This is a genomic window from Afifella pfennigii DSM 17143 (assembly GCF_000688515.1).
Taxonomy (GTDB): Bacteria; Pseudomonadota; Alphaproteobacteria; order Rhizobiales; family Afifellaceae; genus Afifella; species Afifella pfennigii.
Map to the genome: position 1 here is coordinate 24440 of NZ_JHZK01000014.1, position 25398 is coordinate 49837.

The 25398-nt window shown below is 67.4% G+C and carries 20 protein-coding genes; 2 read left to right on the forward strand and 18 right to left on the reverse strand.

Going from position 1 to position 25398, the window contains the following annotated elements; all coding sequences use genetic code 11:
* Positions 1–2: 2 nt before the first annotated feature.
* The 4 genes from ppsA to Q331_RS0111205 form a co-directional block, all read right to left on the reverse strand.
* Positions 3–2429 carry a phosphoenolpyruvate synthase gene (gene ppsA / locus Q331_RS0111190; RefSeq protein ID WP_026380754.1) on the reverse strand — a complete coding sequence of 809 codons (2427 nt, stop codon included), beginning with the start codon at positions 2427–2429 and terminating at the stop codon, positions 3–5.
* A 24-nt stretch (positions 2430–2453) separates the two neighbouring features.
* The gene (locus Q331_RS0111195; RefSeq protein WP_084175000.1) at positions 2454–3968 is read right to left on the reverse strand and encodes a ribose-phosphate diphosphokinase; all 1515 of its coding nucleotides are present in this window, start codon (positions 3966–3968) and stop codon (positions 2454–2456) included.
* A gap of 101 nt (positions 3969–4069) precedes the next feature.
* Positions 4070–5137, reverse strand: a complete 1068-nt coding sequence (locus Q331_RS0111200) for a hypothetical protein (RefSeq protein WP_051631058.1) — start codon at positions 5135–5137, stop codon at positions 4070–4072.
* A gap of 31 nt (positions 5138–5168) precedes the next feature.
* Entirely contained in the window at positions 5169–7889 is a 2721-nt protein-coding gene (locus Q331_RS0111205; RefSeq protein WP_026380757.1) for a cation-translocating P-type ATPase, read from the reverse strand.
* Between the two features lie 119 nt (positions 7890–8008).
* Between Q331_RS0111205 and Q331_RS0111210 the strand changes: the two genes are divergently transcribed.
* The gene (locus tag Q331_RS0111210; RefSeq protein ID WP_026380758.1) at positions 8009–9685 is read left to right on the forward strand and encodes an ABC1 kinase family protein; all 1677 of its coding nucleotides are present in this window, start codon (positions 8009–8011) and stop codon (positions 9683–9685) included.
* A gap of 24 nt (positions 9686–9709) precedes the next feature.
* Here Q331_RS0111210 and Q331_RS21215 read toward each other — a convergent pair whose 3' ends face one another.
* The 5 genes from Q331_RS21215 to Q331_RS21225 form a co-directional block, all read right to left on the reverse strand.
* Complete coding sequence (locus tag Q331_RS21215; protein ID WP_051631059.1) at positions 9710–10345, reverse strand: SRPBCC family protein; 636 nt, start codon at positions 10343–10345, stop codon at positions 9710–9712.
* Positions 10346–10402: 57 nt separating this feature from the next.
* On the reverse strand, positions 10403–11281 hold the full coding sequence (locus Q331_RS21220) for a TRAP transporter large permease subunit (protein ID WP_322786503.1): 879 nt from the start codon (positions 11279–11281) through the stop codon (positions 10403–10405).
* A complete protein-coding gene (locus Q331_RS0111225) occupies positions 11206–12375 on the reverse strand; it encodes a diaminopropionate ammonia-lyase (RefSeq protein WP_026380759.1) in 1170 nt (389 codons plus the stop codon). Before Q331_RS0111225 ends, Q331_RS21220 begins: the two co-directional genes overlap by 76 nt.
* A 93-nt stretch (positions 12376–12468) precedes the next feature.
* Positions 12469–13173 carry a GntR family transcriptional regulator gene (locus Q331_RS0111230; RefSeq protein ID WP_084175001.1) on the reverse strand — a complete coding sequence of 235 codons (705 nt, stop codon included), beginning with the start codon at positions 13171–13173 and terminating at the stop codon, positions 12469–12471.
* Between the two features lie 69 nt (positions 13174–13242).
* On the reverse strand, positions 13243–13575 hold the full coding sequence (locus Q331_RS21225) for a cupin domain-containing protein (RefSeq protein ID WP_034491907.1): 333 nt from the start codon (positions 13573–13575) through the stop codon (positions 13243–13245).
* Positions 13576–13690: 115 nt separating this feature from the next.
* Here Q331_RS21225 and Q331_RS0111240 point away from each other — a divergent pair, with 115 nt between their 5' ends.
* The gene (locus Q331_RS0111240; protein WP_084175002.1) at positions 13691–15169 is read left to right on the forward strand and encodes an aldehyde dehydrogenase family protein; all 1479 of its coding nucleotides are present in this window, start codon (positions 13691–13693) and stop codon (positions 15167–15169) included.
* A gap of 27 nt (positions 15170–15196) precedes the next feature.
* On the opposite strand, the gene Q331_RS0111245 is transcribed toward Q331_RS0111240, so the two are convergent.
* From Q331_RS0111245 to mntR, 9 genes are all read right to left on the reverse strand, one after another.
* Positions 15197–15727: a thermonuclease family protein gene (locus Q331_RS0111245; protein ID WP_084175003.1), complete on the reverse strand. Its 531-nt coding sequence runs from the start codon at positions 15725–15727 to the stop codon at positions 15197–15199.
* Between the two features lie 125 nt (positions 15728–15852).
* Positions 15853–17151, reverse strand: coding sequence for a DUF3422 family protein (locus Q331_RS0111250; RefSeq protein WP_026380763.1), 1299 nt, complete (start codon positions 17149–17151; stop codon positions 15853–15855).
* A gap of 71 nt (positions 17152–17222) precedes the next feature.
* Complete coding sequence (locus Q331_RS21230; RefSeq protein ID WP_051631060.1) at positions 17223–18266, reverse strand: NAD-dependent epimerase/dehydratase family protein; 1044 nt, start codon at positions 18264–18266, stop codon at positions 17223–17225.
* Positions 18263–19066 carry a glycosyltransferase gene (locus Q331_RS0111260; protein ID WP_026380764.1) on the reverse strand — a complete coding sequence of 268 codons (804 nt, stop codon included), beginning with the start codon at positions 19064–19066 and terminating at the stop codon, positions 18263–18265. The genes Q331_RS21230 and Q331_RS0111260 overlap by 4 nt, the downstream gene beginning before the upstream one ends.
* An 18-nt stretch (positions 19067–19084) precedes the next feature.
* Positions 19085–20305 carry an NAD-dependent epimerase/dehydratase family protein gene (locus Q331_RS0111265; protein ID WP_026380765.1) on the reverse strand — a complete coding sequence of 407 codons (1221 nt, stop codon included), beginning with the start codon at positions 20303–20305 and terminating at the stop codon, positions 19085–19087.
* Between the two features lie 120 nt (positions 20306–20425).
* The gene (locus Q331_RS0111270; RefSeq protein WP_026380766.1) at positions 20426–21661 is read right to left on the reverse strand and encodes an efflux RND transporter periplasmic adaptor subunit; all 1236 of its coding nucleotides are present in this window, start codon (positions 21659–21661) and stop codon (positions 20426–20428) included.
* 2 nt (positions 21662–21663) lie between these two features.
* Positions 21664–24006: an ABC transporter permease gene (locus Q331_RS0111275; RefSeq protein WP_169738494.1), complete on the reverse strand. Its 2343-nt coding sequence runs from the start codon at positions 24004–24006 to the stop codon at positions 21664–21666.
* 27 nt (positions 24007–24033) lie between these two features.
* On the reverse strand, positions 24034–24771 hold the full coding sequence (locus Q331_RS0111280) for an ABC transporter ATP-binding protein (RefSeq protein ID WP_026380768.1): 738 nt from the start codon (positions 24769–24771) through the stop codon (positions 24034–24036).
* A gap of 101 nt (positions 24772–24872) precedes the next feature.
* Positions 24873–25361: a manganese-binding transcriptional regulator MntR gene (mntR, locus tag Q331_RS0111285; protein ID WP_245615616.1), complete on the reverse strand. Its 489-nt coding sequence runs from the start codon at positions 25359–25361 to the stop codon at positions 24873–24875.
* Between the last annotated feature and the right edge of the window lie 37 nt (positions 25362–25398).

Genomic DNA, 25398 nt, shown 5'->3' on the forward strand with positions numbered 1-25398 from the left:
CTCTATCCTGCCTGCAAGCCCGCCGTCGCCGTTTCGCTGTTGCCGGAACGCGCCTCCGCCTCGGCGACGCTGCGCTTGACGGCGACGAAGCTGTCGGGCGTGACGGAAATGGAATCGATGCCGCAATCAACGAGGAAGGCGGCAAATTCCGGCCTATCGCTCGGCGCCTGGCCGCACAGGCCGATCTTGGCGCCGGCCCGGTTGGCGGCGGCGATCACCGTGGCAATCATCCATTCGACCGCCGCGTCCTCCTCGTCGAAAAGCCCGGCGAGCTCCTCCGAGTCGCGGTCGATGCCGAGGGTGAGCTGCGTCAAATCGTTGGAGCCGATGGAGAAGCCGTCGAAGCGCCGGGCGAATTCGCGGGCGAGGATGACGTTGGAGGGAATCTCGCACATGACATAGACCTCAAGCCCGTTCGCACCGCGCCTCAGGCCGTTCTCCGCCATTGCCTCAAACACCCAATCCGCCTCCGCCGGCGAGCGGCAGAAGGGGATCATGACAACGACGTTGGTGAAGCCCATCACCTCGCGCAGATGCCGGATCGCCCGACATTCCAGGGCGAAGCCATCGCGGTAGCGCGGCGAATAATAGCGCGAGGCACCGCGGAAGCCGAGCATCGGGTTCTCCTCCTGCGGCTCGAACTCGGCGCCGCCGAGGAGGCTGGCATATTCGTTGGTCTTGAAATCGCTCATGCGCACGATCACCGGATGCGGGAAGACGCTCGCGGCGATGCGCGCAAGCCCGCGCGCCAGCTCGGTGACGAAATACGCGCCCTTATCGGCATAGCCCCTGGTCAGGGCCTCGATCTCGGCCTTGGCCTCCTCGTCCTTCAGCGTGTCGAAGCGGGTCAGTGCCAGGGGGTGAACCTTGATGGCGTTGGAGATGACGAATTCCATGCGCGCCAGGCCCACGCCGTCGGCCGGCAGACGCCACCAGCGTAGCGCCGCGGCCGGGTTGGCAAGGTTCAGCATCACCTCCGTGCGGGTCTGCGGCAGTCCTTCAAGGTTGACCTCCTCGACGGCGAAATCGGCAATGCCCGCATAGACATGGCCCTCCTCGCCCTCGGCGCAGGAGACGGTCACGTCCTGGCTGTCATGCAAGATGTCGGTGGCGTTGCCGGTGCCGACCACGGCCGGCAAGCCGAGCTCGCGGCTGACGATGGCCGCATGCGAGGTGCGCCCGCCGTGATCTGTGACGATAGCCGCGGCCCGCTTCATCACCGGCACCCAGTCCGGATCGGTGGTGCCGGTGACGAGGACGGCGCCGTCGACGAAGCGATCGATGTCGCGGGCGCTCTCGATGAGACAGACGCGGCCGGCTGCGATCGCCTCGCCGATGGCAAGCCCCTTCGTCAGCTCGCTTCCCTTCTTGCCGAGCCGGTAGGTCCTCAGGGCGCCGTTGGCGGCGCGGCGCGCCTGCACCGTCTCCGGGCGGGCCTGCAGGATAAAAAGCTCGCCGCTGTCGCCGTCGCGCGCCCATTCCATGTCCATCGCCATGCCGCAATGCGCCTCGATCGCCACCGCGTGGCGGGCGAGCGTTAGAATCTCCTCGTCGGAAAGCACGAAAGCGGCCCGCTCGGCGCGCGAGGTCGGCACATTGCGCGTCGGCCCGTCCTCGCCGGTCGCATAGATCAGCTTTTTCGCCTTCGCGCCCTTCTTCTTCTCGATGATGGGAACGAGGCTCGCCTCGGCCAAGAGCGGCTTGAAGACCTGGTAGGCGTCGGGATCGACGCTGCCCTGAACCACGTTCTCGCCGAGCCCCCAGGCGGCATCGATGATCACCACGTCGGGAAAACCGGTCTCCGTGTCGATGGAGAACATCACCCCGGCCCCGCCGGTATCGGCGCGCACCATCTGCTGCACCCCGACCGACAGCGCCACCTTCAGCTGGTCGAAGCCATGCGCCTTGCGGTAGCTGATCGCCCGGTCGGTATAGAGCGAGGCGAAGCAGCGGCGGCAGGCATCGAGCAGCGCCGCCTCGCCAGCGATATTGAGAAAACTCTCCTGCTGGCCGGCGAAGCTCGCTTCCGGCAGATCCTCCGCGGTGGCGCTGGAGCGCACGGCGACAGACAGATCCGGCGTGCCAGCGCGCTCTGAGAGGACACGATAGGCGGCGCGGATCTCCTGCGCCGTCTCGGCCGGCCACTCCCCCTCCACAAAGGCCTGACGCAGATCGCGACCCGCCTGCGCAAGAGAGAGGCGGCCCGCCTCAAGATCGCGAAACGTCGTCTCAAGCAGGTCGCGCAGCCCGTTCGCCTCGACGAAGCGCCAGAAGGCGGCGGATGTGGTGGCAAAGCCCGGCGGGACCTTGATACCGCGCTCGGCAAGGCTTCGCACCATTTCTCCCAGCGAGGCGTTCTTGCCCCCTACCAGCGCAACATCCTGGCGGCTCAAGGCCTCAAAGGGGATCGTCTGCGGCTGCGGCGCCATGGGCCCACTCCTCTTTCTTCGGGCCTAGCGCCCAAGCAATTCCGCGATGGAGCCGCCGGCATGGCAGCGCGCCAGCGCCTCGGCGAGAAGCGGCGCCACGGACAGAACCTTGAGGCGCCCACCGAGCCGGCCCGGATCGATGCGCAAGGGGCTGACGGAATCGGTAACGACAATGCTCGACGCCTGGCGCGCCTCCATGAGGGCCGGCGCTCCCTCGGAGAACAGGCCGTGCGTGGCGGCCAGATGCACCTCTTCCGCCCCATGGGCGCGGCAGGCGGCGGCCATGCGGGCCATGGTCGTGCCGGAGGCGATCATGTCGTCGACGACAATGACGATGCGTCCGGCAACATCGCCGGCAAAGATGTCGCCCGTCACCTTTCCCATGCTGCGCTGCTTGTCCATGAAGGCCTTGGCGACGGGACGGCCGAGCCGCGCCTCCAGGCGCTGGCGGAAGCGCTCGGCCCGCTTCGCGCCGCCGAGATCGGGAGAGGCGACGGCCGCCGGCGCCTCGCCAAGGATGGCGGCGAAATGCTCGGCGAAGAGAAGGTCGGCGTCGAGATGGACGGTGAGGCAGCGGAAGGCGTTCTGGAAGGCGGCGAGATTGTGCGCCTCCAGGGTGAGAAGGGCGTCGGCGCCGACGGTCTCGAAGAGCTCGGCCACGTAGCGGATGGTCACAGGATCGCGCGTCTTGGTCTGCCGGTCCTTGCGGGCATAGGAAAGATAGGGCGCGAGCGCCGTCACCCGCACCGCCCCGGCATCCTTCAGCGTGGCAATGAAGAACAGAAGCCGGCACAGCCGGTCGTTGGCGCTCTGCCCCGCCCCGCCGGCGAGCCCCGCCAGGACGTAGACGTCGCGGCCGCGCACACCCACGAGCGGACGCGTCTTGTGCTCGCCGTCCTCAAAATCGCGCTCCTCATGAGCGGCAAGCTCCAGCCCGACATGGTCCGCAATCGCCTCGCCGAGGCCGCGACTGTCGCCGAGAGCGAAGAGAAGCGGGCCGGCCGCTCCCGGCTTCAAGGGATACCGCGCTCCGCCCCGCGGTCCATGCAGGAGCGGGCGTAGCGCCAGGCCGCCGAGGATCGCCGGTCGTCGCGGGTCCTCGCCGGCGAGCGGCGCGGCAAGGACCTCCACCAGGGCAGGCTCGCCTTCCCGGCTGGCGAAGGCGGCAAGGATCGGCTCGCCAGCGGCGCTGGCGGCCGCGAAGAGGCGGCGCAGCCGCGCTGCGGCGCGGCTGCGGGGCGCGGCCCGCAAGGCGTCGCCCGCGGCGCACGGGCCGAGCAGCGGCGCCAGGGCCTCAGCGCCCGCGGAGAGCACGAAGTCACCGGGTGGATCGGAAGGGCGGAAGATGAACCAGAATTGCTGCGGAACGCCAGCCTCGGCCGGGTCGATCTCCGCCAAGGAGGGCAGGACTTTGCCGCCGCGCCTCTCGCGCCAATGGCCGAGAAGCTCCGAAAGATCACCGCTCTTGGGCTGCGGCGCGTAATCGAGATAATCGAAGAGCCGCCGCAACGCGATCGGAGAGATCGCCAATGTGGTCATCTCTGGCCTCAACTGGCCCGATGCCGGAACCTCATGCTCCAGCAGAAGCCGTCCGGCGGGCGCCGTCAAGAGCGCAGCTGCGTGGAGGCGGCATGGGCCCCTCAGACGCCAAGGCGCGCCAAGGCTTCATCCGCCTTGGCCGCGTAGCGAGCCGCGAGCGGCGGCCAGCGATCGGGTGCCGCCGGCACCGGATCGAGGAGATGGGATAGGCACAGACGGGCGCGCAGGAGCGCCCGCGCGGCCGTATAAAGGCATACAAGCTCCCCGGAAGCCGGCACGCCGAGCCGGGCCTGCACTTCGTCAAGAAGCTGCGGGGCGACCCAATCGGCGCCGAGCATGGCGCATTCCAGGCCGAGAAAGACGATCTCGTCGAGGGAATCGACCTGGCGCAGCTCGTCGCTGAACTCCAGACAGTCGAAGATGACGATGGGCTCGGCCATGCACACATGCTCCGGGCGCAAATCGCCATGACCTTCCACGATCCGCCCGGCGCGCGCCCGCTCCTCAAGAAGCGCGCCCTTGGCAAGCAGCGCCTCGTGCATCCTCTCCGCCAAGAGAAGATGCGGCGTGGCGATGCCGTCATGGAAAGCGGAAAAAACGGCGCGGTCGCTGGCCAGCTCGCGGCCGAAGCGCTCGCGATAGGCCGCTGGGGCAAGCGGGACCGGCGGCTGGTCGGCATAGAAACCGGCGAGCCGCGCCGCCAGCCGCGTCACCATCCGTGGCGACAGTTCGCGGCGGGCGATCAGCCGGTCGAGCATCGAAGCCTCCGGCAGACGCCGCATGACCACCAGAACGTCGACGATCTCGCCTTCGCCGTCGATGGCCAGATGGCCGTCCACCTCGCGGGTGAGGCGGGCGACACCATCGTAGATCTCGCCGGCGAGGCGCCGGTTGAGCGCCACCTCCTTGCGGCAATTCTCTTCGCGGCCAGCGAGCGTGGTGAAATCGAAGCGCTGCGAGGCGACCGGTTTCTTCAGCTTGTAGACCCAATCGCCAGCCAGAAAGACCCAGGACCAGTGTGTCTCCACCACCTCCACCTTCTCCGGCCGCCGATGATAGGCGGCAGGCTGGCTGAGGAAGGCGACCTTCTCGGTGACCCCGACGGGCTCGCGGATATCTCCGCCCGCCGCATCCCCTGCTCTCGTTCGCTGCTCTCGTTCCGCGCCCATGGGCGCAGCTTCAGCGCCGGATGGAAGCCGGTCAATGCCGCTCTGCCGGGCTTGCTGCCGGCCGCCGCGGCGTGGCCGCCCAAGCCGGGCTCAGCGTCACGACGATCTGGCCAAGGATGAGCGGGGTGAGGCTGGCGCCGAAGACCAGCATCCATCCGGCCGCATCCGGCTCCGTCATGCCGAGAAGGCCGGCAAGGCCGGGGAGGTAGACGGCGGCGCCGATGAGCGCGGCGCACAGCGCCAGGGCGCCCCAGACGAAGGGATTTGATGTCACCTCGTTGGAGAAGAAGCCGGCATCGGCCTCGCGCATGTTGAAGACATGCAGGAGTTGGGCAAAGGCGAGCGTCAGGAACGAGATCGTGAGCGCTTCCTCCTCCGATCTGGCGAAGACGGTGAGCGCCAGGAGGAAGGCGCCGAGCGTCGTCACGGTGATGATGGCGGCGAAGAGGGCGATCGATATCCAGCGCCGACGCCCCAGGATCGGCTCGCTCGGGTCGCGCGGCGGGCGGCGCATGGCATTCGGGTCGCCCTCGCCGACGCCGAGCGCGAAGGCCGGGAAGACGTCGGTGACGAGATTGAGAAACAGAATCTGCAGCGGCAGGAGCGGCAGAGGCAGGCCGGCGAGCGTGGCGACGCCGATGATGGCAATCTCGCTGAGATTGCACGACATCAGATAGACGACGAATTTGCGGATATTGCCGAAGATGATGCGGCCCTGGCGCATGGCGGCGACAATGGAGGGGAAGGCGTCGTCGCGCAGCACCATGTCGGCGGCCTCGCGCGCCACCTCGGTGCCGCGCTGGCCCATGGCGATGCCGATATCGGCCTGCCTGAGCGCTGGGGCGTCGTTGACGCCGTCGCCGGTCATGGCGACGACCTCGCCGCTCGCCTGATGCAGCGCCACGATGTTCAGCTTCATTTCAGGACTGACGCGAGCGAAGATCGCCGTATGGAGGATGCGCCGGCGTTCATCCTCGCCGAGATTCTCAAGCGCGGCGAGCGCGCCGGCCTCCACGGGCTGGCTCTCATGGCCCGGAAGGCCGATCTCGCGGGCGACCGCCTTGGCCGTGCCGGCATGGTCGCCGGTCAGCATCACCACCCGCACGCCTGCCCGGCGGCAATCGGCGAGCGCCTCGGCGACGTCCGGCCGGGGCGGGTCGAGAAGCCCGACGAGGCCGATGAGGGTGAGGCCCGTATAAGGCTCTTCCTGCGACGAGGCGGCACGCCTTTGCGCCACGCCGAGGACACGCAGGCCCTCACCGGTCAGTTCCTCGTTGCGGGCGAGCCAGGCGCGTCTTCCCGCTTCGTCGAGCGGGGTCTCGCCGGCCGGCGTCAGGAGGCGATCGCTGGCGGCGATGACGGCTTCCGGCGCGCCCTTCACGGCGAGAAGATACGTCCCCGCCTCGCCGTGGAAGGTCGCCATCATGCGCGTCTCCTGGCTGAAAGCCTCCTCGCGCGCCTCCGGCAGCTCTTGCAGGAGCCCCGGGCGGTCGAGCCCGGCCGCCGCGCCGGCCCGCAACAGGGCAACTTCCATCGGATCACCGAGCGCGGCCTCCTGCGCTTCTCCCTCCCGTGGCAGGCGCGCCTCGTTGCACAGGGTGGCGGCGCGCAGAGCGGCGCGGAGCCCCTGCGGCAGCGCCTCGCCAGCCACGGGCTCACCATCCAGCGTGAAGATTGGCTTTGCACCCGGCTTCATGGAAGCGAGGCGGACATCGCCATCGGCCAGCGCCAGGCGCACCACCGCCATGCGGTTCTGCGTTAGGGTGCCGGTCTTGTCGGTGAGGATGACGGTGGTGGCGCCCAGCGTCTCCACGGCGGAGAGTGTCTCAATCAGCGCGTTGCGGCGGGCCATGCGCCACATGCCGCGGGCGAGCGCCACGGTGGCGACGATGGGCAGGCCCTCCGGCACGGCGGCGACGGCGAGCGCCACGGCGGTCTTCAGCATCACCGCCCAATCCTGGCCGCCGAATATGCCGGCAAGGCCGATGAAGGCCGTCAGCGCCAGCGTCAGCCAGATCACCTGGCCACCGAGCCGGTCGAGGCGCTTTTCCAGCGGCGAGGCCTCGTCCTCGGCCACTTCGGCGAGCGCGGCGATGCGGCCGAGCTCGCTTGCCATACCGGTGCCGACGACGACGCCAAGGCCGAGGCCGCGGGTGACCGCCGTGCCTTTGAAAACCATGCTGGCGCGCTCGGCGAGCGGCGCGTTCTCAGCGACCGGCTCCGTCGCCTTGTCCACCGGCACCGATTCACCCGTCAGCATGGATTCGTCGCAAGTCAGGGCGGCGCTTTCCACAAGGCGTAGATCGGCCGGCACCACGTCGCCCGCCTTCAGCACGACGATATCGCCCGGCACGATGTCGTCGGCCGACAGCCAGCGCTCCACGCCGTCCCGGCGCACGCTCGCATGGATCTTCGCCAGGCGCCTCAGCGCCTCCATGGAGCGCACCGCCCGCATCTCGGTGAAGAAGCCGATGGCGGTGTTGATGACAAGAACGACGGCGATAGCTGCGCCTTCCGCCCAGTCGCCGAGGACGAAGGAAAGCAGCGCGGCCGCCGCCAGGAGGTAGACGATAAGGCTGGTGAGCTGGGCACGCAGGATCGCCCAGAGGCTGCGCTTGTCGGCAAGGCTCAGCCGGTTGGGCCCGAAGCGGGCGCGCCGGCGCATCACTTCCGCCTCGCTCAGGCCGCGTTCGGCCTCGACCGCGAGTTCCTGAAGCACGGCTTCCTTCGGCCTTGCATGGGCGCCGTCCATCGTCGCGGCCTCTTCCTCATTTATCGGCGCCTGACTACTCCCGGGCGCCGCCCGATCATAGCTTGCGCGGCGCCGCTCTTCGTGGAGAAGTCCGGCGAAAGGGGTTCGGAGCCTAAGACGTGCTGCTTGATACCTTGATGAGCGCCCGCGATCTCGGCCGCCTCAACCATATCGCCGCAATCCTGATGCGCTTCGGTTTCGGCGACACGGTGCGGCGGCTCGGCATGAGCAACGCGCTGAAAAGCGCCGGGGAGCTCCTCAACTGGGAGGAGGCGGCCGAGCTTGCCACGCTGGAGCCGCCGCAGCGGGTGCGGCGGGCGATGGAGGAGATGGGGCCGAGCTTCGTCAAGCTCGGCCAGATCCTCTCCACCCGCGTCGACCTCTTTCCCGCCGAATACATCGCCGAGTTCGAGAAGCTGCAGGACCGGGCGCCGCCGGTGCCCTTCGCCGAGATCAGGGCGCAGGTGGAGGAGGATGTCGGCGGCTCGCTGGAGGAGATTTTCGCCAAGGTGGAGGAAGAGGCGCTCGCCGCCGCCTCCATCGCGCAGGTGCACCGGGCCAGGTTGAAGAGCGGCGAGGAGGTCGTCCTGAAGGTCCGCCGGCCCGGCATCCGCGCCATCGTGGAGGCGGATCTGCGCCTTCTGATGCGGCTTGCCGAGATCGCCGAGGAGGAGGTGAAGGAGCTGCGGCGCTACCGGCCGCGCGAGATCGCCGCGGAATTTTCCCGCTCCATGCGCCTGGAGCTCGACCTTGCCGCCGAATGCCGGCACGCGGAACGGGTGGCGGCGAACTTCAAGGACGATGCCGATATCGGCGTGCCCAAGGTCTATTGGGACTGGACCTGCGAGCAGCTCAACGTCCAGGAATTTATCGACGGCATCCCCGGCCGCGACCTGGAGAGGGTCGACCGGGCCGGACTCGACCGCAAGGTGATCGCCGAGCGGGGCGCGGACGCTGTCTTGAAGATGATCTTTCAGGACGGCTTCTTCCATGCCGACCCGCATCCGGGCAACGTCTTCTACCTTCCTGGCAACCGCATCGTCTTCGTCGATTTCGGCATGGTCGGGCGGCTGACCGCGCAGCGCCAGCACCAGCTCGTGGAAGTGCTGACGGCGGTCGTCCAGCGGCGGGCTAGGCCGGCGGTGCACAACCTTCTCCTATGGGCCGACGAGGACGAGGAGATCGACGAGGCGGCGCTGACGCGCGACGTGGAAGCCTTCATCGACCGGGTGCACGCCACGCCGCTTAAGGCCTTCAACCTGCCGCAGGTCGTCACCGAATGGATCGCGGTGATGCGCGGCCACGACCTCGTTCTGCCGCCCGATCTGTCGATGCTTATCAAAGCCTTCCTGTCGCTAGAAGGCATGGCGCGGCAGCTCGACCCCGATTTCGACGTGATGGAGGCGACCAAGCCCTATCTGGAGCGTGCCGCGCTCGCCTATTACGCGCCCACCGCCGTCCTTAGCCGCAGCCGCGAGGAGATCGCCGGCCTCGCCGAACTCATGGCGAGCCTGCCGGGCGATGTCGCCGCCTTCATGCGCTCCACGCGCAAGAAGGGCATCGAGCTGAAGGTCGATATCGAGCGCACGGAGCGGCTCATCCAACATTTCGATCGCGCCCTCAGCCGCCTGACCCTCGGCATCCTGATCGCCGCCGTGGTCATCGGCTCCTCGATCGTCATGACCGCGGCCGGCGGGCAGACGCCGATCGGCCTTTCCTTCTTCGCCATGCTCGGCTTCGTCGCCGCCGTCGCCGGTAGCGTGTGGATGATCATCTCCATGTGGCGAAGGCGCTGAAGCGCCCGCCCGCCGGCGCCAACCCTATTTGCCACCGAAGAGCGCCTTGAAGCGCTTCTTCAGCATGCGCCACACCAGCGCGAAAAGATTAAGCTCGCCCGCCGGCGCGGCCCCCGTCTTCGTCTCGGCGGGCCTGGCAGAGGCCGCCGGCGCCTCCGGCGACGCAGCCTCGCCGCTGCCGGCTCCGGCGCTGTTTCCGGCAGCGCTCTCGGCAAGCTGCGCCTCCAGATTGCCGGTGAACTCCTCGGTGATCTGATCGGCGATGGCATCGACGATGCCGCCGCGGGCAAACTGGGCGAGCGAGCCGGAAAGCGGGTAGTCGACGGAGACCCTCACCCGCGTCGCGGCGCCGCCATCGGCCTCCTCCAGCACATAGACGACCGTGGCCTTGGCGCGCGAGGCATGGCTCTTGTCCATGCCCTTGCCCTCGATGGTGCCGGTGAAGTTCTCCGGGTCGGGCGCGATATCGGCCTCGCCGGCGAAATTGGCGCGCACCGGGCCGAGCTTGACGGTCATCTGGCCCTTGGCCTGGGTCGAGCTCGCCTGCTCCGTCAGCGAGGCGCCGGGGATGCAGCCGACGATCTCAGGCAAATCCTGGAAGCGCTCCCAGACGAGGCTTCTATCATGGGCGACGGTGAATTCCTGGTCGATCTTTGGCATGAGCTCTCGCCTATTCGTTGCGGTGCGGCCGCGGCCCGCCGGGGGCCGCGCCGGCGGTCAGGGCATGTAGCTCGGCAGCCACAAGACGAGCGACGGCATGGCAATCATCAGGGCCATGAGCAGGATGTTGATGAGGATGAAGGGCAGCGCCGCCCCGTAGATGTCGACCATGGTGGTGCCCGGCGGGGCGACGCCTTTCATGACGAAGAGCGACAGGCCGAAGGGCGGCGTGATCGTCGCCATCTCCAGGTTCACCATCATGATGATGCCGAACCAGATCGGATCCCAGCCCATGTGATGGACGATGGGCAGGAAGATCGGCAGGGTGACGAGCACGATCGAGGTCTGCTCGATGAACATGCCGAGGAAGACCACGATGAGCTGCATGAAGATGAGCAGAATGATCGGATGCACCGGCAGGTCGGTGGCAAAGCCGGTGATCGCCGTGGTCACGCCGGAAAAGGACAGAAGCTGGCTGAACCCCGCCGAGCCCGTCAGGATGATGAGGATCATCACCGAAAGCTGGGTCGCCTGGCCAACGCCGGCGCGCAGAAGCTTCCAGTTGAGCTTGCCGTAAAGCGCGGCGAGGACGAAGGTCAGGAAAGTGCCGATGGCGGCCGCTTCCGTCGGCGTCGCCCAGCCGAAGAAGATGAGCCAGATCACCATCACCACGATGGAGACCGGGCGATTGGACCGCCGGCGGCGATTGCCAATGCCGTCGCCGACGCGCTCGGCGTGCCGGTCTCTGAGACCCCGCTCAACGGCAACGCCATCTGGCGGTTGGCCCGGCCGATCCGGGAGGGCGGCTAAAGCCCTCCCGGATCGGCCGGGCGGTCGGCGCCACCGCGCTGCGGGCAGCCTTAAGAATTGAGGAGCTTCTGGTAGAGCTCCGGATCGGTCGCGCCCTCGGTTCCGAAGAGAAGCACGCGCGAGGATTTATCGAGGCCGAGCGCAGCGCGCATCGCCTCGTCCGCAAGGGCGGCCTGCAGGCCGGCAAGGCCCGCCGTGCCCGATTCGCCAATCGTCAGCGAAGGGTCGCCGCCCTCACCCCCCGCCAGCGTCTTCAGCGCCGCGACCGCCGCCTCGTCGGGGATGTCGAGGTAGAAATCGGCGCATTTTTCCAGGATTTCCCAGGCAGCCAGCGAAGGCTCGTAGCATTCCAGCATGGCCATGACAGTGCTTTCGCCGGCCTCAATCGCGGTGCGCTCATCCCGCGCCGCGCTCGCCTGCAGGCAGGTTGCCCGGGTCGGCTCCACGACGACGAGGCAGGGCCGATTGCTGCCGAAACGGTCGAAGAAATGCCCGGCGACGACGGCAGCCAGCCCGCCGACACCACCCTGGACGAAGACATGGGTGAAGCCTTGCGGCGCCGCCTCGTCGATCTCCGCCATCATGATCGAATAGCCCTGCATGACAGTGCCGGGAATGTCGCGGTAGCCCTCCCAGGAAAAGTCGGAGACCGTGACCCAACCCTCTGCGGCAGCCGTCTCGTTCGCCTCCACGATCGATTGGTCGTAATTGCCCGGCGTGCGGCGGATCTCCGCGCCGAAAGCGGCGATCGCCTTCTCGCGGCCCTCAGAGACATGGGCATGCAGGAAGATCACGCAGCGGCAGCCGAACATCTGCGCGCCGGCGGCGACCGAGCGGCCGTGATTGCCGTCCGTGGCGCAGGAAACGGTGAGCTCGGCGGCGATCGCCTTCGCCTCGTCGGTCAGAAGCTCGGCGGGGGCAACCTTGCGACCGAGCCGCTTCTGCACATGCTCGTGCACCAGCCTGGCGACGGCATAGGCGCCGCCCAGCGCCTTGAAGCTGGAGAGCCCGTAACGCTGGCCCTCGTCCTTCAGATGGATGGCGCCGACACCGAGCTTGTCGGCCAGGCCCGGCAGCGCCACCAGCGGCGTCGGGGCGTAGATCGGAAAGGCCGGCAGGAAGCGGCGCACCTCGGCCGCGCCGGGGGCGCCGACGATGTTCCGCTCCTTCTCGCTGAGGGGCGTTCCGAGCTTGGCCGAACGGTTGCTGACAAGTTGCATGGCATCATCCATCGTCATTGCGTATGCCGCCGCGTGAGCGCCGGGACGCGTTGGGGGGGAAAGAAAGGGGGAATCTGTCGCTTCTAACGCCGTTCAGGGCCGGTTGCGGGCCTCCAGCGCCTGCAGGACGTCGGCGGCGGAGCCGGCGAGCAGGTCGACATGTTGGCGCATCAGCCGGTGCGCCGCTTCCTCGTCGCCTGCCTCGATGGCGTCGACGATGCGGGCATGCTCGACGACCGAATTCTGCATGCGGCGGGGCTGAAACGTGATGTGTCGGCGATAGACGTTGATGCGGTTGCGCAGCTTGCGGCATTCCTCGGCGAGGAAATTGTTCCCCGAAGCGGCGTAAATCACCTCATGCAGCCGGTTGTTGGCGGCATAAAAGCCGTGATGATCCCCGGCATTGGCGCGCTCGTCGCACGCCTCGTTGAAACGGCGCATCTCGGCGATCTCGTCCGGCATGGCGCGCCGCGCGCACAGGCGGGCCGAAAGGCCCTCGAATTCCGCCATGACCTGGAACATCTCTATCAGCTCGGCGACCGTCAGCCGCTTCACCGTGGCACCGTGGTTGCGCCGGATTTCCAGGAGGCCGCTGGAGGCGAGCTGCCGCAGCGCCTCGCGCACCGGCGTGCGCGAAACGCTGAAGCGGCGCGCCAGCGTCTGCTCGTCGAGCCGGTCGCCAGGCTTCAGGACGTTATTGAGGATATCGTCTTCAAGAATGCGGACGAGGTGGGCCGAAGACGGTTTTCGGCCACCCTTTTCGACCTCTGGCTTTGATTCTGTCTGGGCTTCAGCCATGTCGACCTGTCTATCCCGGCACTCCGCAAGGGTCGAGACCTGAAGTTAGCAGGGCACAGATCCGGCGCACTATTGATGGTCCATGGTGATAACCAGCGCCATGCTCTGCTTATCGCTTTCGTTGATCGTGTAATGCGGGTCGCCCGGCTCAAACAGGACCGACTGCCCCTTGGTGAGCGTGAAGCGCTCCTTGCCCGTGTCGAAGGTCAGCTCGCCCTCCAGGATATAGAAGACCTGCGACCAGTGATCGTGATGGTGCAGCTCGCCGCCGCCACCCTTCGGCGCCTTGGAGAGCTGCACGCTGAAGCCGCGCTTGAAGGGAACGATGTCGAGGACGTTGAGGCCGCCGAAATGGTTCGGCGGCGTGACGCCTTGCGCATCGCCGTTCTTCCAGATCTGCATGTCGTGTTTCCTTTTGGCGTCGAGGGATCAGGAGATGTAGGCCATGTACGGGCTGATGACGCTGCGCACCGGCACCTGAACGAGGGTCGGCGTGCCGCTTGCGGCGGCCTCGCCAATGGCGGCCGTCAGAGAGAGCGGATCGGCGCAGACCACAATCGTCTGTGGCGATGAGATCATCACGGACGGAAGCGACGGCGTCGGCCAGACCTTCGACCCCGCCACTGGAGAGGCGATCGCCGAATTCGCCCGCGGCGGCGAGCGCGAGGTCGAGCTCGCCGTTGGCGCGGCCAGGAAGGCCTTCGAGGAAGGCCCGTGGAACCGCATGCGGCCTTTCGAGCGCGGCCGTATCCTGCAGCGCATCGGCGAGGTGATCCTAAGCCGGCGCGAGGAGATCGCCCGCAAGGAGAGCGCCGACAGCGGCAAGCCGATGCGCGATGCCTATTGGGAGGTCGATTGCGCGGCGCGCTTCTTCGAGTTCTACGGCGGTTTCGTCGACAAGATGCAAGGCAGCTCGATCCCGCTCGGGCCCGATTGGACGGACTTCACCGTCAAGGAGCCGATCGGCGTCAGCCTGCACGTGATCCCCTGGAACTATCCCTTCCAGCTGATTGCCCGCGGCGTGGCCCCGGCGCTGGCGGCCGGATGCGCGGTCATCATTAAGCCCTCCACGGAGACGCCGGTCACCGCCTACGAATTCGTCAAGGCCTGCCAGGAAGCCGGTCTGCCGAGCGGGCTGGTCAACCTCGTCAACGGGCGCGGCTCCGTCGCCGGCGATCTTCTGGCGCGCCATAAGGGCGTCGACCAGATCACCTTTACCGGCTCCGTGCCGACCGGCGAGCGCGTCCTCAACGCGGCCGCCTCGCACGCCATCCCCTGTTCCATGGAGCTTGGCGGCAAGTCTCCGCAGATCCTCTTCGCCGATGCCGAGATGGAGAAGGTTCTGCCGATCATCGCCGGCGGCTTCCTCACCCATTGCGGCCAGGTCTGCAACGCCGGCACGCGGCTCCTGGTGGAGCGCTCAGCCCATAACGAGGTGGTCGACAGGCTGCACGCCCAAATCCGCGAGCTCAGCATCGGCGCCGGCATCGACGATCCGGACATGGGTCCCTTGATCAGCAAGGGGCACCGCGAGGAGGTGGAGCGCTATTACGAGCTGGCTGCGCAGGAAGGCGAGCTTCTCCTCGGCGCGGAGACGCCGTCCGATCCGCGCTATGCGCAAGGCGCCTTTGTGCGCCCGGCGCTCGTCGTCGGGGCGAGCAACGACGCCCGCATAGCCCGCGAGGAGATTTTTGGCCCGGCGCTGACGGTAATCGCCTTCGACAGCGCCGAGGAGGCGTTGCGGCTCGCCAACGATTCGCCCTTCGGGCTCGTCGCCGGCGTCCACACCACCAACATCAACGCCGCGCTGGCGCTGTCGCAGCGGCTGCGCGCCGGCCAGGTGTGGATCAACTCCTTCGCCGTCGGCCTCGACGTGGAGTTCCCCTTCGGCGGCTACAAGCTTTCCGGCTTCGGTCGCGAGAAGGGGCTGGAGGCGCTCGCCGCTTATCAGCAGGTGAAGAACGTCGCCATCCACCATCCGATGCCGGCCGCATAAGGCGGCAGGGCGGCTGCGTGAGGCTTGTCAGCCGCACCAGCCGCCGCGCCTGCCGTTCCAGCGCCGCGCCAGGCCCTCGTCGACGAGCACGTCTCCGAGGGAGCGCCCCTCGCGCACGAGCAGGCGTAACTGTCGTCCATAGACATCGCGGTCGCGGCCAAATCCCGCGACCACCTCGAACGGCCCTTCGTTGACGAGCTCGACGAGCCGGGACGTCGCCCTCAGTCCCCGTTCGCGTTCGCTGGCGCATTCGGGACTGAAGATTTCGGGCGTGTCGATGCCAAGAAGGCGAATGCGCTCGCCGCGATAGCGAATGGTGTCGCCGTCGAGAACGCAGCTCGGCTGACGCTTGCCGCGGCAGACGGCGAAATCCTCGCTGACGAGAAGCCCCGGAGGTCGCGCTTCCAGCGTAACGAGGAGCGCGGCGATAGCGGAACCGGCGATGAGCAGCACCAGCGGTAGAAAGGCCGAAACCCGCCGATTGCGGTGCGTGTGCGGCCGCCGCGGCGCGGATCTGCCTCTGCTCGTGCCGCGGCGAAACGAAATGACCGCGCCCATGACCGCCTCTCCCGTCACCCTGGGTAGGCGAATCTTCCGAGCAAGCCGAAGCGCGACCAGCGCCTTCGGCCGATTTGGATAAGGCGGGGTAAACGCAGCGCTCGGCGAGGCCTTGGCGGCCGCCGCTATTTGCGGCGCTTCTTCACCACTTCCTTGCGCAGCTTGCGCACGGCGAACCAGACCAGCGCCACGACGAAGGGCACGGCAAGGCCGGTGGCCAGGCCGACATTGATGGGCGCGCCGGCCGTCTCGGCGGCCTTGAAGACATAGCCGACGAGACCGACGGCGTAATAGCTGATCGCCACCACCGAAAGGCCCTCGACCGTCTGCTGCAGCTTCAGCTGCATGCGGGCGCGCTCGTTCATGGAGTTAAGCACGTCCTGGTTCTGCTCCTCCAGCTCCACCTCCACGCGGGCGCGCAACAACGAACCGATGCGCGCCGCCCGCTGGGCAAGCTGCTCCTGGCGCTCATGGGTAGATTCGCAGGTCGCCATGGCCGGCCCCATGCGCCGCTCCAGGAAGCCGTCGATGGTCAGAAGCTCGCCGGTGCGCTCCAGGCGCAGATCGATAAGCCGCTGCTTGACCAGGCCGTAGTAAGCGCGCGAGGCACCGAAACGGTAGGAGGTGCGCGCCGCGATGCTCTCAATGTCGGCGGAAAGCTGCGACAGGCGGCCGAGAAGCTCCGCATCGCTGGTCTTGTCCTCGCGGTCCGCCATGCGCGTGGAGATGTCGGCGAGCGCCTCGTCGACGCCTCTGAGGCAGGGATTGATCTCCTGGGCGATCGGCAGGGCAAGAAGGGCGAAGGCGCGATAGGTGTTGAGCTCGATAAGACGCTGCACCGTGCGTCCGGCATGCGGCGCGTCGAGCCCCTGATCCTTGATGAGGATGCGGGTGAAGTGGTCCGCATGCAGGCGAAAATCGGCCCAGACGCGCGCCTTACCGCCGGCGATGATATTGCCGATAAGCGGGTTGCCGTTGAAATATTGGAGCGAGATCTCCTCCGCGTCGGGCAGCTCCATATCGGCCGGGACGAGCGCCAGATGCACCGCCGAGAGCACCTCTCCCGGCACCTCCGCCAGCCAGTCCGCCGGCAGTTCCTCAATCACCGTCTCCGCGAAGGGGTTGGTGAAACGGGCGCGGCGGAAGAAGGTATAGGAGCAGAACTCGGTATGGCGCTCCCACTTGACCGTGAGGCCGCCAAGCTCGGTGGTGTGGTGCTTGGCCCCCTCCGCCGGCGCCGTGCCGCCGAGGCGGGCGCAGAGCTTCGCCAGATGCTCGCGGTCGACCTCCATCGCCTTCTCGCCAGAAAGGTTGGCGAAATTCGATATGCGCAGCGGCGCGCGCAACGGCTCGGAAGGGCGCGCATGCAGCTCGCGGACAAGAAGCTCGCGCTGCGAATGCTCGCGGAAGGGCGGTATGCTCATCTTTCGTTGTTCTCCTTAGAGCCACGCGCCAAGTCGAGGCGTTGATGCGATAGAGGAGCGATGTAGGACATTCAATGGGAAGTGGCAGTGCGACGCGCTGTGCCTTGCCTTATCCTTTCGGCCAGCGCCTCGATCGTCCGATTAAACAGGGACCTTCCGCCAGGCCGCCAGCCAAGCGCTTCAAGGCGCGGGCAGCGCATCGCCGCCACGGCGCTGCTATCGCCTTCTAGCGGAACGGGCCCCGGCCGGCCGAGCGCCTTTCTGAGCGCGGCGACGATCTCGGCGTTGGTGAGGAGAATATCTGAGCAGTTGAAGGTGTTTGCGGCAAGGCTTGCGAAAGATGATTCAAAGAGGAGGCGAGCCGCCGCGCCGACATCCTCGCCATGCACTTCCGTCGCGGCACGCGGCTTAACTTCAAGATTCTCTTCAAGGATTTGCAGGGCGATCCTGAACCATTTCGTTCGCTCCAGAGGCTCCACCAGACCGTAAACCCCAGTGACGCGCAGGCAGGCACCGACAAAGCCGGCCGGCGCCTCGTCGCCGGGCTGAGACAAGGCGGGCGCGGCAAGCGGCGTGGCATCGGCCGCTTGCGGCACCAGCGGCGCGGCGGCGAGCGGCGGCGGGACGGACATCTCCGCCAGGGCCGTCTCCACGTCAAGCTTCGCCCTGCCGTACTCAGTATCGGGCTCTGGAGGGGTATCCTCGTGCAGCGGCCCCTTCTGGCTTCCGTAGACGGCGCGGCTTGAAAGGAACAGCGCGCGCTCCACGCCGGCCCGCTTCGCCGCCGCCAGGAAGGCCAGCGAAGCGTCGACATTGGCGCGGCGGAAGCCGGCAAGGTTGTCGCCCTCCCCGCCCCGGTAGCGACCGGGCACATGCTGGAAGGCGGCATGGACGACATGGGTGACGCCATCAAGGGCCGGGCCGAAATCGGCCTTTGGATCGAGCGTGAAGGGCACCCAGGAATGCGCGAAGGCGAAGCGGCCATTGGGCGGCCTCCTGCGCGAGGCGATGCGGACGCGATAGCCGCTTTCCGCCAGATGGCGGGCGACGAGCTGGCCGACGATGCCGGTGCCGCCGGTGACGAGGACGAGGGGGGACTGCGGCTCTTCGCTCATGCCGCCTTGTGCGGCGTGTCGAGGCTTTCGGGCAGCGCCCCGCCCTCCAGCACCGACCACCACAGATCGATGAGCGGCGCCAGCTCGGCGCGCCTTGGGTGATCCTCCTGCCAGGGCTTTTCGTACTGGTAATGCAGGATCTTCATCGCCGGCCAGTGCCACAGACCCGGCAGGCGGAAATAGACATACTGGAGGACGTTGTAGGTGTAGGGCAGGCCGTGCCAGTCGGGAAAGAAGCTCTGCAGGAAGGTCTGGTCGGTGCGCGGCCAGAACGCCTGCGGCCGATCGAGCTCAGCCAGCATGGCGGCATAGGAGCGCTTGTCGGGACGGGCGACGAAGACGCCGGAATTGAGCCGGTGAAAGCCGTCGAGCGCGTCGTAGACGTTGGGCGCGGCGGAAAATTCCGGATAGCCGAAGAGGCGGTCGCAGTTCTTGAGGAAGATGGCATCGGCGTCGACGAAGACGATACGCTCATAGCCCTCCAGCTCCCAGACGCGCAGCTTGGCGAAGTTCATCAAAGGGTCGTGGAAGGCCGGCTTGTCGCCGCGGGTGAAGGGCGCTGCCGCATGCTGCTTCTCACGCGTGTGCCGCTCACGGAAGGCTTCGGAGACTTCCGGGGGCTTAACGGGGACGATCTCGGCGCCCTCGCCTTCCAGCTCGTCAAGGCCGGCAAGCCCGGCCGGCGCCAGCACCAGGAGCGGCGCCGCCGAGCCCGTCAGCCGCAGCGAGCGGGCCAGCGCCCGCGCGCCGATGAGATAATCAGCGTTGGCGACCAGGGTCGCATAGGCCGCCTCGGCCATGCCAGCAATCCTGCCTGCTCAGGACACCGCCGTCAGCCTGGGCGAACCCGGTTGGACGTTGATGGCCGCGTTGCGCTCCTTGGTCCAGCCGGAGACGCAGGGAATGCGGGTCTTGTCGATGCGGTAGGCGTATTTGCGCGCCACATCGATGACCTCCGTCAAGAGCCCCTCCTCCAGGCGGATGGGGTCGAGGCCGAGGGCGAGAAACTGCTTGTTGCAAACGGAAAGCTCGTTCTCGTCGGCTTCTTTGCGCGGATTGGGCTGACAGGCGACCTTCGCGCCGGTCATCTTCGCCACCAGCTCGGCGAGATCGCGCACCCGGTGCGTCTCCGTCGCCTGGTTGAAGATCTTCACGCGCTCGCCGGCCTCCGGCGGGCTCTTCAGCGCCAGTTCAATGCAGCGCACCGAATCCTGGATATGGATAAAGGCTCGTGTCTGGCCGCCCGTGCCGTGCACGGTGAGCGGATAGCCGACGGCGGCTTGGATGAGGAAGCGGTTCAGCACGGTGCCGTAATCGCCGTCATAGTCGAAGCGGTTGATGAGCTGCTCGTGCATCTTCGTCTCGGCGGTATTGGTGCCCCAGACGATGCCCTGATGCAGGTCGGTGATGCGCAGGCTGTCATTCTTGGCATAGAACTGGAAAAGCAGCTGATCCAGACACTTGGTCATGTGATAGACGGAGCCCGGATTGGCCGGATAGAGGATCTCGCGCTCCTCCACGGCGCCTTCGTCGGTCTTGATGCCGACTGGCAGATAGCCCTCCGGAATGGTGGCACGCACGGTGCCGTAGCCATAGACGCCCATCGTGCCGAGGTGGACGAGATGGGCGTCGAGGTCGGCGGCCACCATGGCGTTGAGCACGTTGTGGGTGGCGCTGACATTGTTGTCGACGGTGTAGCTCTTGTGGCGGTCGGACTTCATCGAATAGGGCGCCGCGCGCTGCTCGGCGAAGTGGATGATCGCCGCCGGTCGCTCTTCGGCAAGCCAGTTCTTGAAGCGCTCGTATTCCCTGGCAACGTCGATGAGATGGAAGCGCAGATGGATGCCCGTCAGCTCGCGCCAGACGCGGCAGCGCTCCTGAATGGAATCCATCGGCGTCAGCGATTGAACGCCAAGCTCGGTATCGATCCAGCGGCGGCTGAGATTGTCGACGATGTGAACCTCGTGACCCGCTTGCGACAAATGCAGGACGGTCGGCCAGCCGACGAAGCCGTCGCCTCCGAGTACCGCGATCTTCATAGCAATCTCCGCTTACTGCGCTTCGTGACGATCATGTCACACTATGGATGGAAGATGACAGTCCCATGCCGGCGGCAAGGGAGTTGAAACGGCGCGGCTGCGGCAAAGCGCCTCGCTCGCTCATTCGTCCGCGTCCCTTGCCTCAACCACCTCGACGCCCTCATCGACCTCGTTGGAGGGGAAGAGAACGACCAGGTCGCCTTCGGCAAGACCGCCCCGTATCTCCGCGACGTCCGCCCCGAGGGCGCCGAGCGTGACGTCGGCGAGATGCGCCGTGCCGTCCTCGACACGGTAGACGGCCCAGCCGGTATCGCGCCGGAAGAGAGCGCCGACCGGCACGACGAGCACATCCTGACGCTCGTCGACGGTGATGCGCGCGCGCACTTCATAGCCGTGGCCGAGGCGCTTCCAGGCCGCCAGCTCGCCCGCCGGATCGATGAGAACGTTGGCGCGCTGCTCCTCGATGCCGAGGGCCGAGACTTCGGTCTCGGCGACAGGCTCCACCAGGCGCACGCTACCCGGGAGCGGATCCGGCATGCCCCAGTCGATGATGGACGCGGCATATCCGGGGGCGATGCGCACGGCATCCTGCGACAGGAAATCGGCGACTACCTCCAGGCGGTTCGGATCGCCGATGTCGAGGATGGCATCGCCGGGGGCCACCGGGCGGCTGCTCTTTTCCGGGATTCTCAGGACCACGCCGGAGACGGGCGCACGCAGGGCTAGCACGGCCGGGGGCGGATCGTCGGTGGCGCTGCCATTGGCGGCCGGCTCGTAAACCTCGTCAAGCAACGTGCGGCTCGCCGTCAGCTCCGCCTCGCGCACAGAGACGGCGGCAATCGCGGCCGCCAGCGCCGCCTCGGTTGCGCGCATTTCGCGCTGGGCGATATCGAACGCACTCTCCGACGCGGCGCCGCGCAGGGCGAGCCGCTCCTGGCGATCGAAATCCCGCTTGGCGTTCTCCGCCAGGGCGCGGGCGCGCTCCTCTTCCGCTTCGGCCGCCGCCACCGCCGCCTCGGCGGCGCGCACCTTCGCCTCCTGCTCCTGACGGCTGCGGATGTCCAGAAGCTCCGGCGTTACCGGCACGATGCGGGCAACGACCGTCTCGCCCGCCTCCACCTTATCACCGACCTCCAGCTCGATGCGCTGCAGATGCCCGCGCGCAGGGGCGGTCATGGCGTAGACGTCGCGGTAGCGCGCCTTGCCCTCGTCGACGACCTCCACCTTGACCGTGCCGCGCGCGATCGTCGTCAGTTCCACGGCCACCGGCCGGGGGGCAATGGCCCAGGCGAGCCACGCGGCAAGGCCGACAAGGACAAGCAGCGCCAGCAGCCATTTGATCCAGCTCTTGCGCATCATCACTCCCGCGTCTTCAAGACGCCGACGAGATCGAGCCGGCGAATGCGCCAGGCGACGACAAGCGCCGACAGCGCCACCGTGACCACCACGACGGCGACGGAGATACCATAGGTCTGGGAGGAAACGACGAGCGGCACAGAATAGAACTCGGTGGAGAAAGCGGACGAGAAATAGGCCGCGCCCCAATAGCCCAGAATCGCGCCCACCGGGAGTGCCGCCAGCGTCAAAAGCCCCAGCTCGGCAAGCAGCACATAGGCGGTCTCGCCGGTGGTGAAGCCGAGGACGCGCAGGCTGGCGAGATCCCTGCTCCGCTCCGACAGGGCTATGCGGGCGGTGTTGTAGGCGACGCCGAAGGCAATGGCCGCAGCAAAGCCGACATAGAAGAACATGGTGACGAAGATGCCTTCGGCGAGTTCCTCGGTGAAGGCGGTGACGGCTTGGTCCCGATCCTCCACGCCGACCACGAGCGGCGTGCGCTTCAACAGCGCATAAAGGCCATCGCGCCGATCTTCGGCGACGAGAAGATTGAGCGTGGAGACCAGCGGCGGCTCGCCCATCAACCGGCTGAGTTCCTCAAGACCGATGAAGGCGGTCAGGCCGGTGAGTTCCTCGCTGAGGGCGCCGACCCGCAGCGTCACCTGCGGCCTGGAGCGCTCCAGGACGGAAAGGCGCACGCGCTCGCCCGGTTCAACGCCCAGCCGTTTCGCCAGCCCCGTGGAAATGATGACGCCATTGGCCGGCAAGCCCATCGGCTCGCCGGAAGGGTCCAGCGGCACGGTGAGGACGGCCTCCTGCGGCAGGCCGATGAGGCCGATGCGCTTGGATTTGGCGCCGGCGGATATCTCCGCGGCGACGGTGCGGGTGCCTTCGGCGGCGATGACGCCCGGCAGGGCGGTGATGGGCGCCAGGGCGCGCAGCGGTTGCGGCTCGGCCAGCGTCACGCTCATCTGCCAGCGATTGGCCTCGAAGAAGGCCCGGGCGACCATGCGGTCAATGGAATCGAAGAAGAAGACGGTGGCCACCAGCGAGGCGAGCGCGAGGGCAAGGCCGAAAGCCGTCATGGCGGCGCGGGCCGGCCAGCGCTCCAGGGTGCGCAGGACGATCTGGGAGAGCGCGTCGAGGACCGTGGCAAGGCCGAGCCGGTCAAGAAGGCCGCGGCGATAGACGGCCGGCGCCGGCGGCGACATGGCCACGGCCGGAGGGATGGCGACAACCCGCGCCAGAGGCCGCCAGACGCCGATGGCGACGGCGATGGCGACGGCCAGGGTGGCGCCGCCGATCGCCGGCCAGGAAAGGGCAAAGGCGACGTCCGGCAGGCGGTAGAACTCAGCGTAAAGGCCCATGATGGCACTCGCCAGCCAGAGGCCGAAGAAAACGCCGCTGACAAGGCCGAGTGTGCCTGTCGCCGCCGCATGGCGGGCATAATGCGCGCCTACCTCCGCATTGGTGAAACCGAAGGCTTTCATCAGGCCGATCTGCGTGCGCTCGGTCTCAAACTGGCGGGCGAGGACGCTCTGCACCAGAAAGCCGGCGACGAGCAGGAAGATCGGCGGCAGGACGAGACCGATGGTGAAGAGCTGCTCGAATTCCGCTTCCAGATAGGCGTGCGAGGGCTGGTCTGCGCGCAGAATAGCGTCGGTGACGCCATAGGGCGCCAGCTCTCGCTTCACGGCGGCCTGGACGGCGGGCGGATCGGCGGCCGCCGTCAGCGTCAGGGCGGCGCTGTTGAAGCTGTCCTCAAGGTCGCTGGCGGCGGCGAGCGCCTTCTCATCGACCCAAAAGACGGCATAGGCGGAAGGATCGGGTACGAGGCTGCCCGGCTCGGCGGCGAGCACGTATTCCGGCGAGCGGCCGGCGCCGACGATCCTCAGCGGCAGAAGCCGGCCGCGCACCAGGACGTTCAGCGTCGTGCCGAGGCGCATGTCGTTGGCCTCAAGGAAGCTTTCCAGCGCGATGGCCTCGGTCGGGCGGTCCGGATCGGGCCGGCGTCCCTCCGTCAGAAGCACCCGGTTGAGGCTGTCGCCATCGGTCAGGGAAACCAGCCTGCCGGTCGCCGGGCGGGCGCGGCCGGGTATGTCGACAAGACCCGCCTCTTCGATGCGGACATCCACCGTGGCCACGCCGTCGATGGCGGCGAGCGGGCGGGCGGCACGCATCGGCGCCCGGCGCAAATTGACGAAGACATCGGCAAATCGCGTCTCGGCGTAATAGGCCTCGCGCGCCTCGGAGAGAGCGTTGAGGGCGGAAAAGGCCATCACCGTCATGGCGACGCCGCAGGCCAGCACCATAGCGATCGCCGCGTATTGCGTCTTCAGGCGCCAGAGATCGCGAAGGAACTTCATATCGCGCGCGCCGAGCATGGCCGCCGCTTACCAGGCCAGGCTCGATGGCGCCTGGCGGCGCGCATTGCGGGTCTCGTTGACGATGCGCCCGTCGCTCATGAACAACGTGCGGTCGCCGATCGCCGCCATGTCGGCATTGTGCGAGATGACGACAACCGTAGTGGAAAGCTCGACATTGACCTTGTTGATGGCTTCCAGGACGCGGATGCCGGTCTTGGAATCGAGCGCGCCGGTCGGCTCGTCGCACAACAGCACTTCCGGTTGCTTGGCGATGGCGCGGGCGATGGCGACACGCTGCTGCTCGCCGCCGGAGAGCTGGGCAGGAAAGTGGTTCAACCGATCTTCGAGGCCGACGATGGCGAGCGCCTCCTCCGGGCGCATCGCGTCGCGGTCAATCTCCGTCACCAGGGCGACGTTCTCGCGCGCCGTCAGGCTCGGCATGAGATTGTACATCTGGAAGATGAAGCCAACGGAATCGCGGCGGTAGAAGGTGAGCGCCCGGTCGGAGGCCGCCGTCAGCTCAAGATCGCGAAAAAAGACGCGCCCCTCGGTAGCGCGGTCCAGGCCACCGAGAATGTTGACCAGCGTCGACTTGCCGGAGCCGGAGGTGCCGAGAATGAAGACGAGTTCGCCGGTCGGAATCTCCAGATCGACGCCGCGCAGGGCATGCACGGCGACCTCGCCCATGCCGTAGACCTTGGTCAGGCCCTCGACGCGGAATGCAGGACCGGTGCCGGTTCGAGCCTCTGCGCTCGCCTCTGCCATTGCCTACCCAGGGGCCTTTCTCGTCCGTCATATGGCCCGCCCGGCAGGTCACGCCAAGCGCAAACGCCCGCGACGCCTTGCTCCGCCGCGCCGACGGCGGCCTATTTTCGCCCGGCCTTCTCCAGAAAGGCCTTGAAAGCCGTCAACGTCTCCTCGCTGACGTGGTGCTCGATGCCCTCTGCGTCCTGCTCGGCCGTGTCGCGATGGATACCGATCGCCAGGAGGAAATCGCGCACCAGAGCGTGACGCTTGCGCGAATGCGCGGCCATGGCACGACCCTGCTCGGTCAGGAAGACGGAGCGATAGGGTTCCGAGGTCACCAGCCCGTCGCGGATGAGGCGCTGGATGGTCCGGTTCACCGTGGCGTGGGTCACGCCGAAGCGCTCAGCGAGATCGGTGGCACGCGCCTCGCCATTGGCAGTGATGAGGTCGTCGATGAGCTCGACATAGTCCTCCGCCACCTCCGATTGATGCGCCTTGCGTACCCGCTCGAAAGCGGCGCGCTGGCGAGCGGGATTGAGAAGACTTGTCCCGGCCATGGCATGTCTCTCCTCGCGGCGGGTCATGGCATCCATGTAACGAATTTCCATCCGCGCACAATCCTTAGCCAAAGCTACGCGAGGGCGC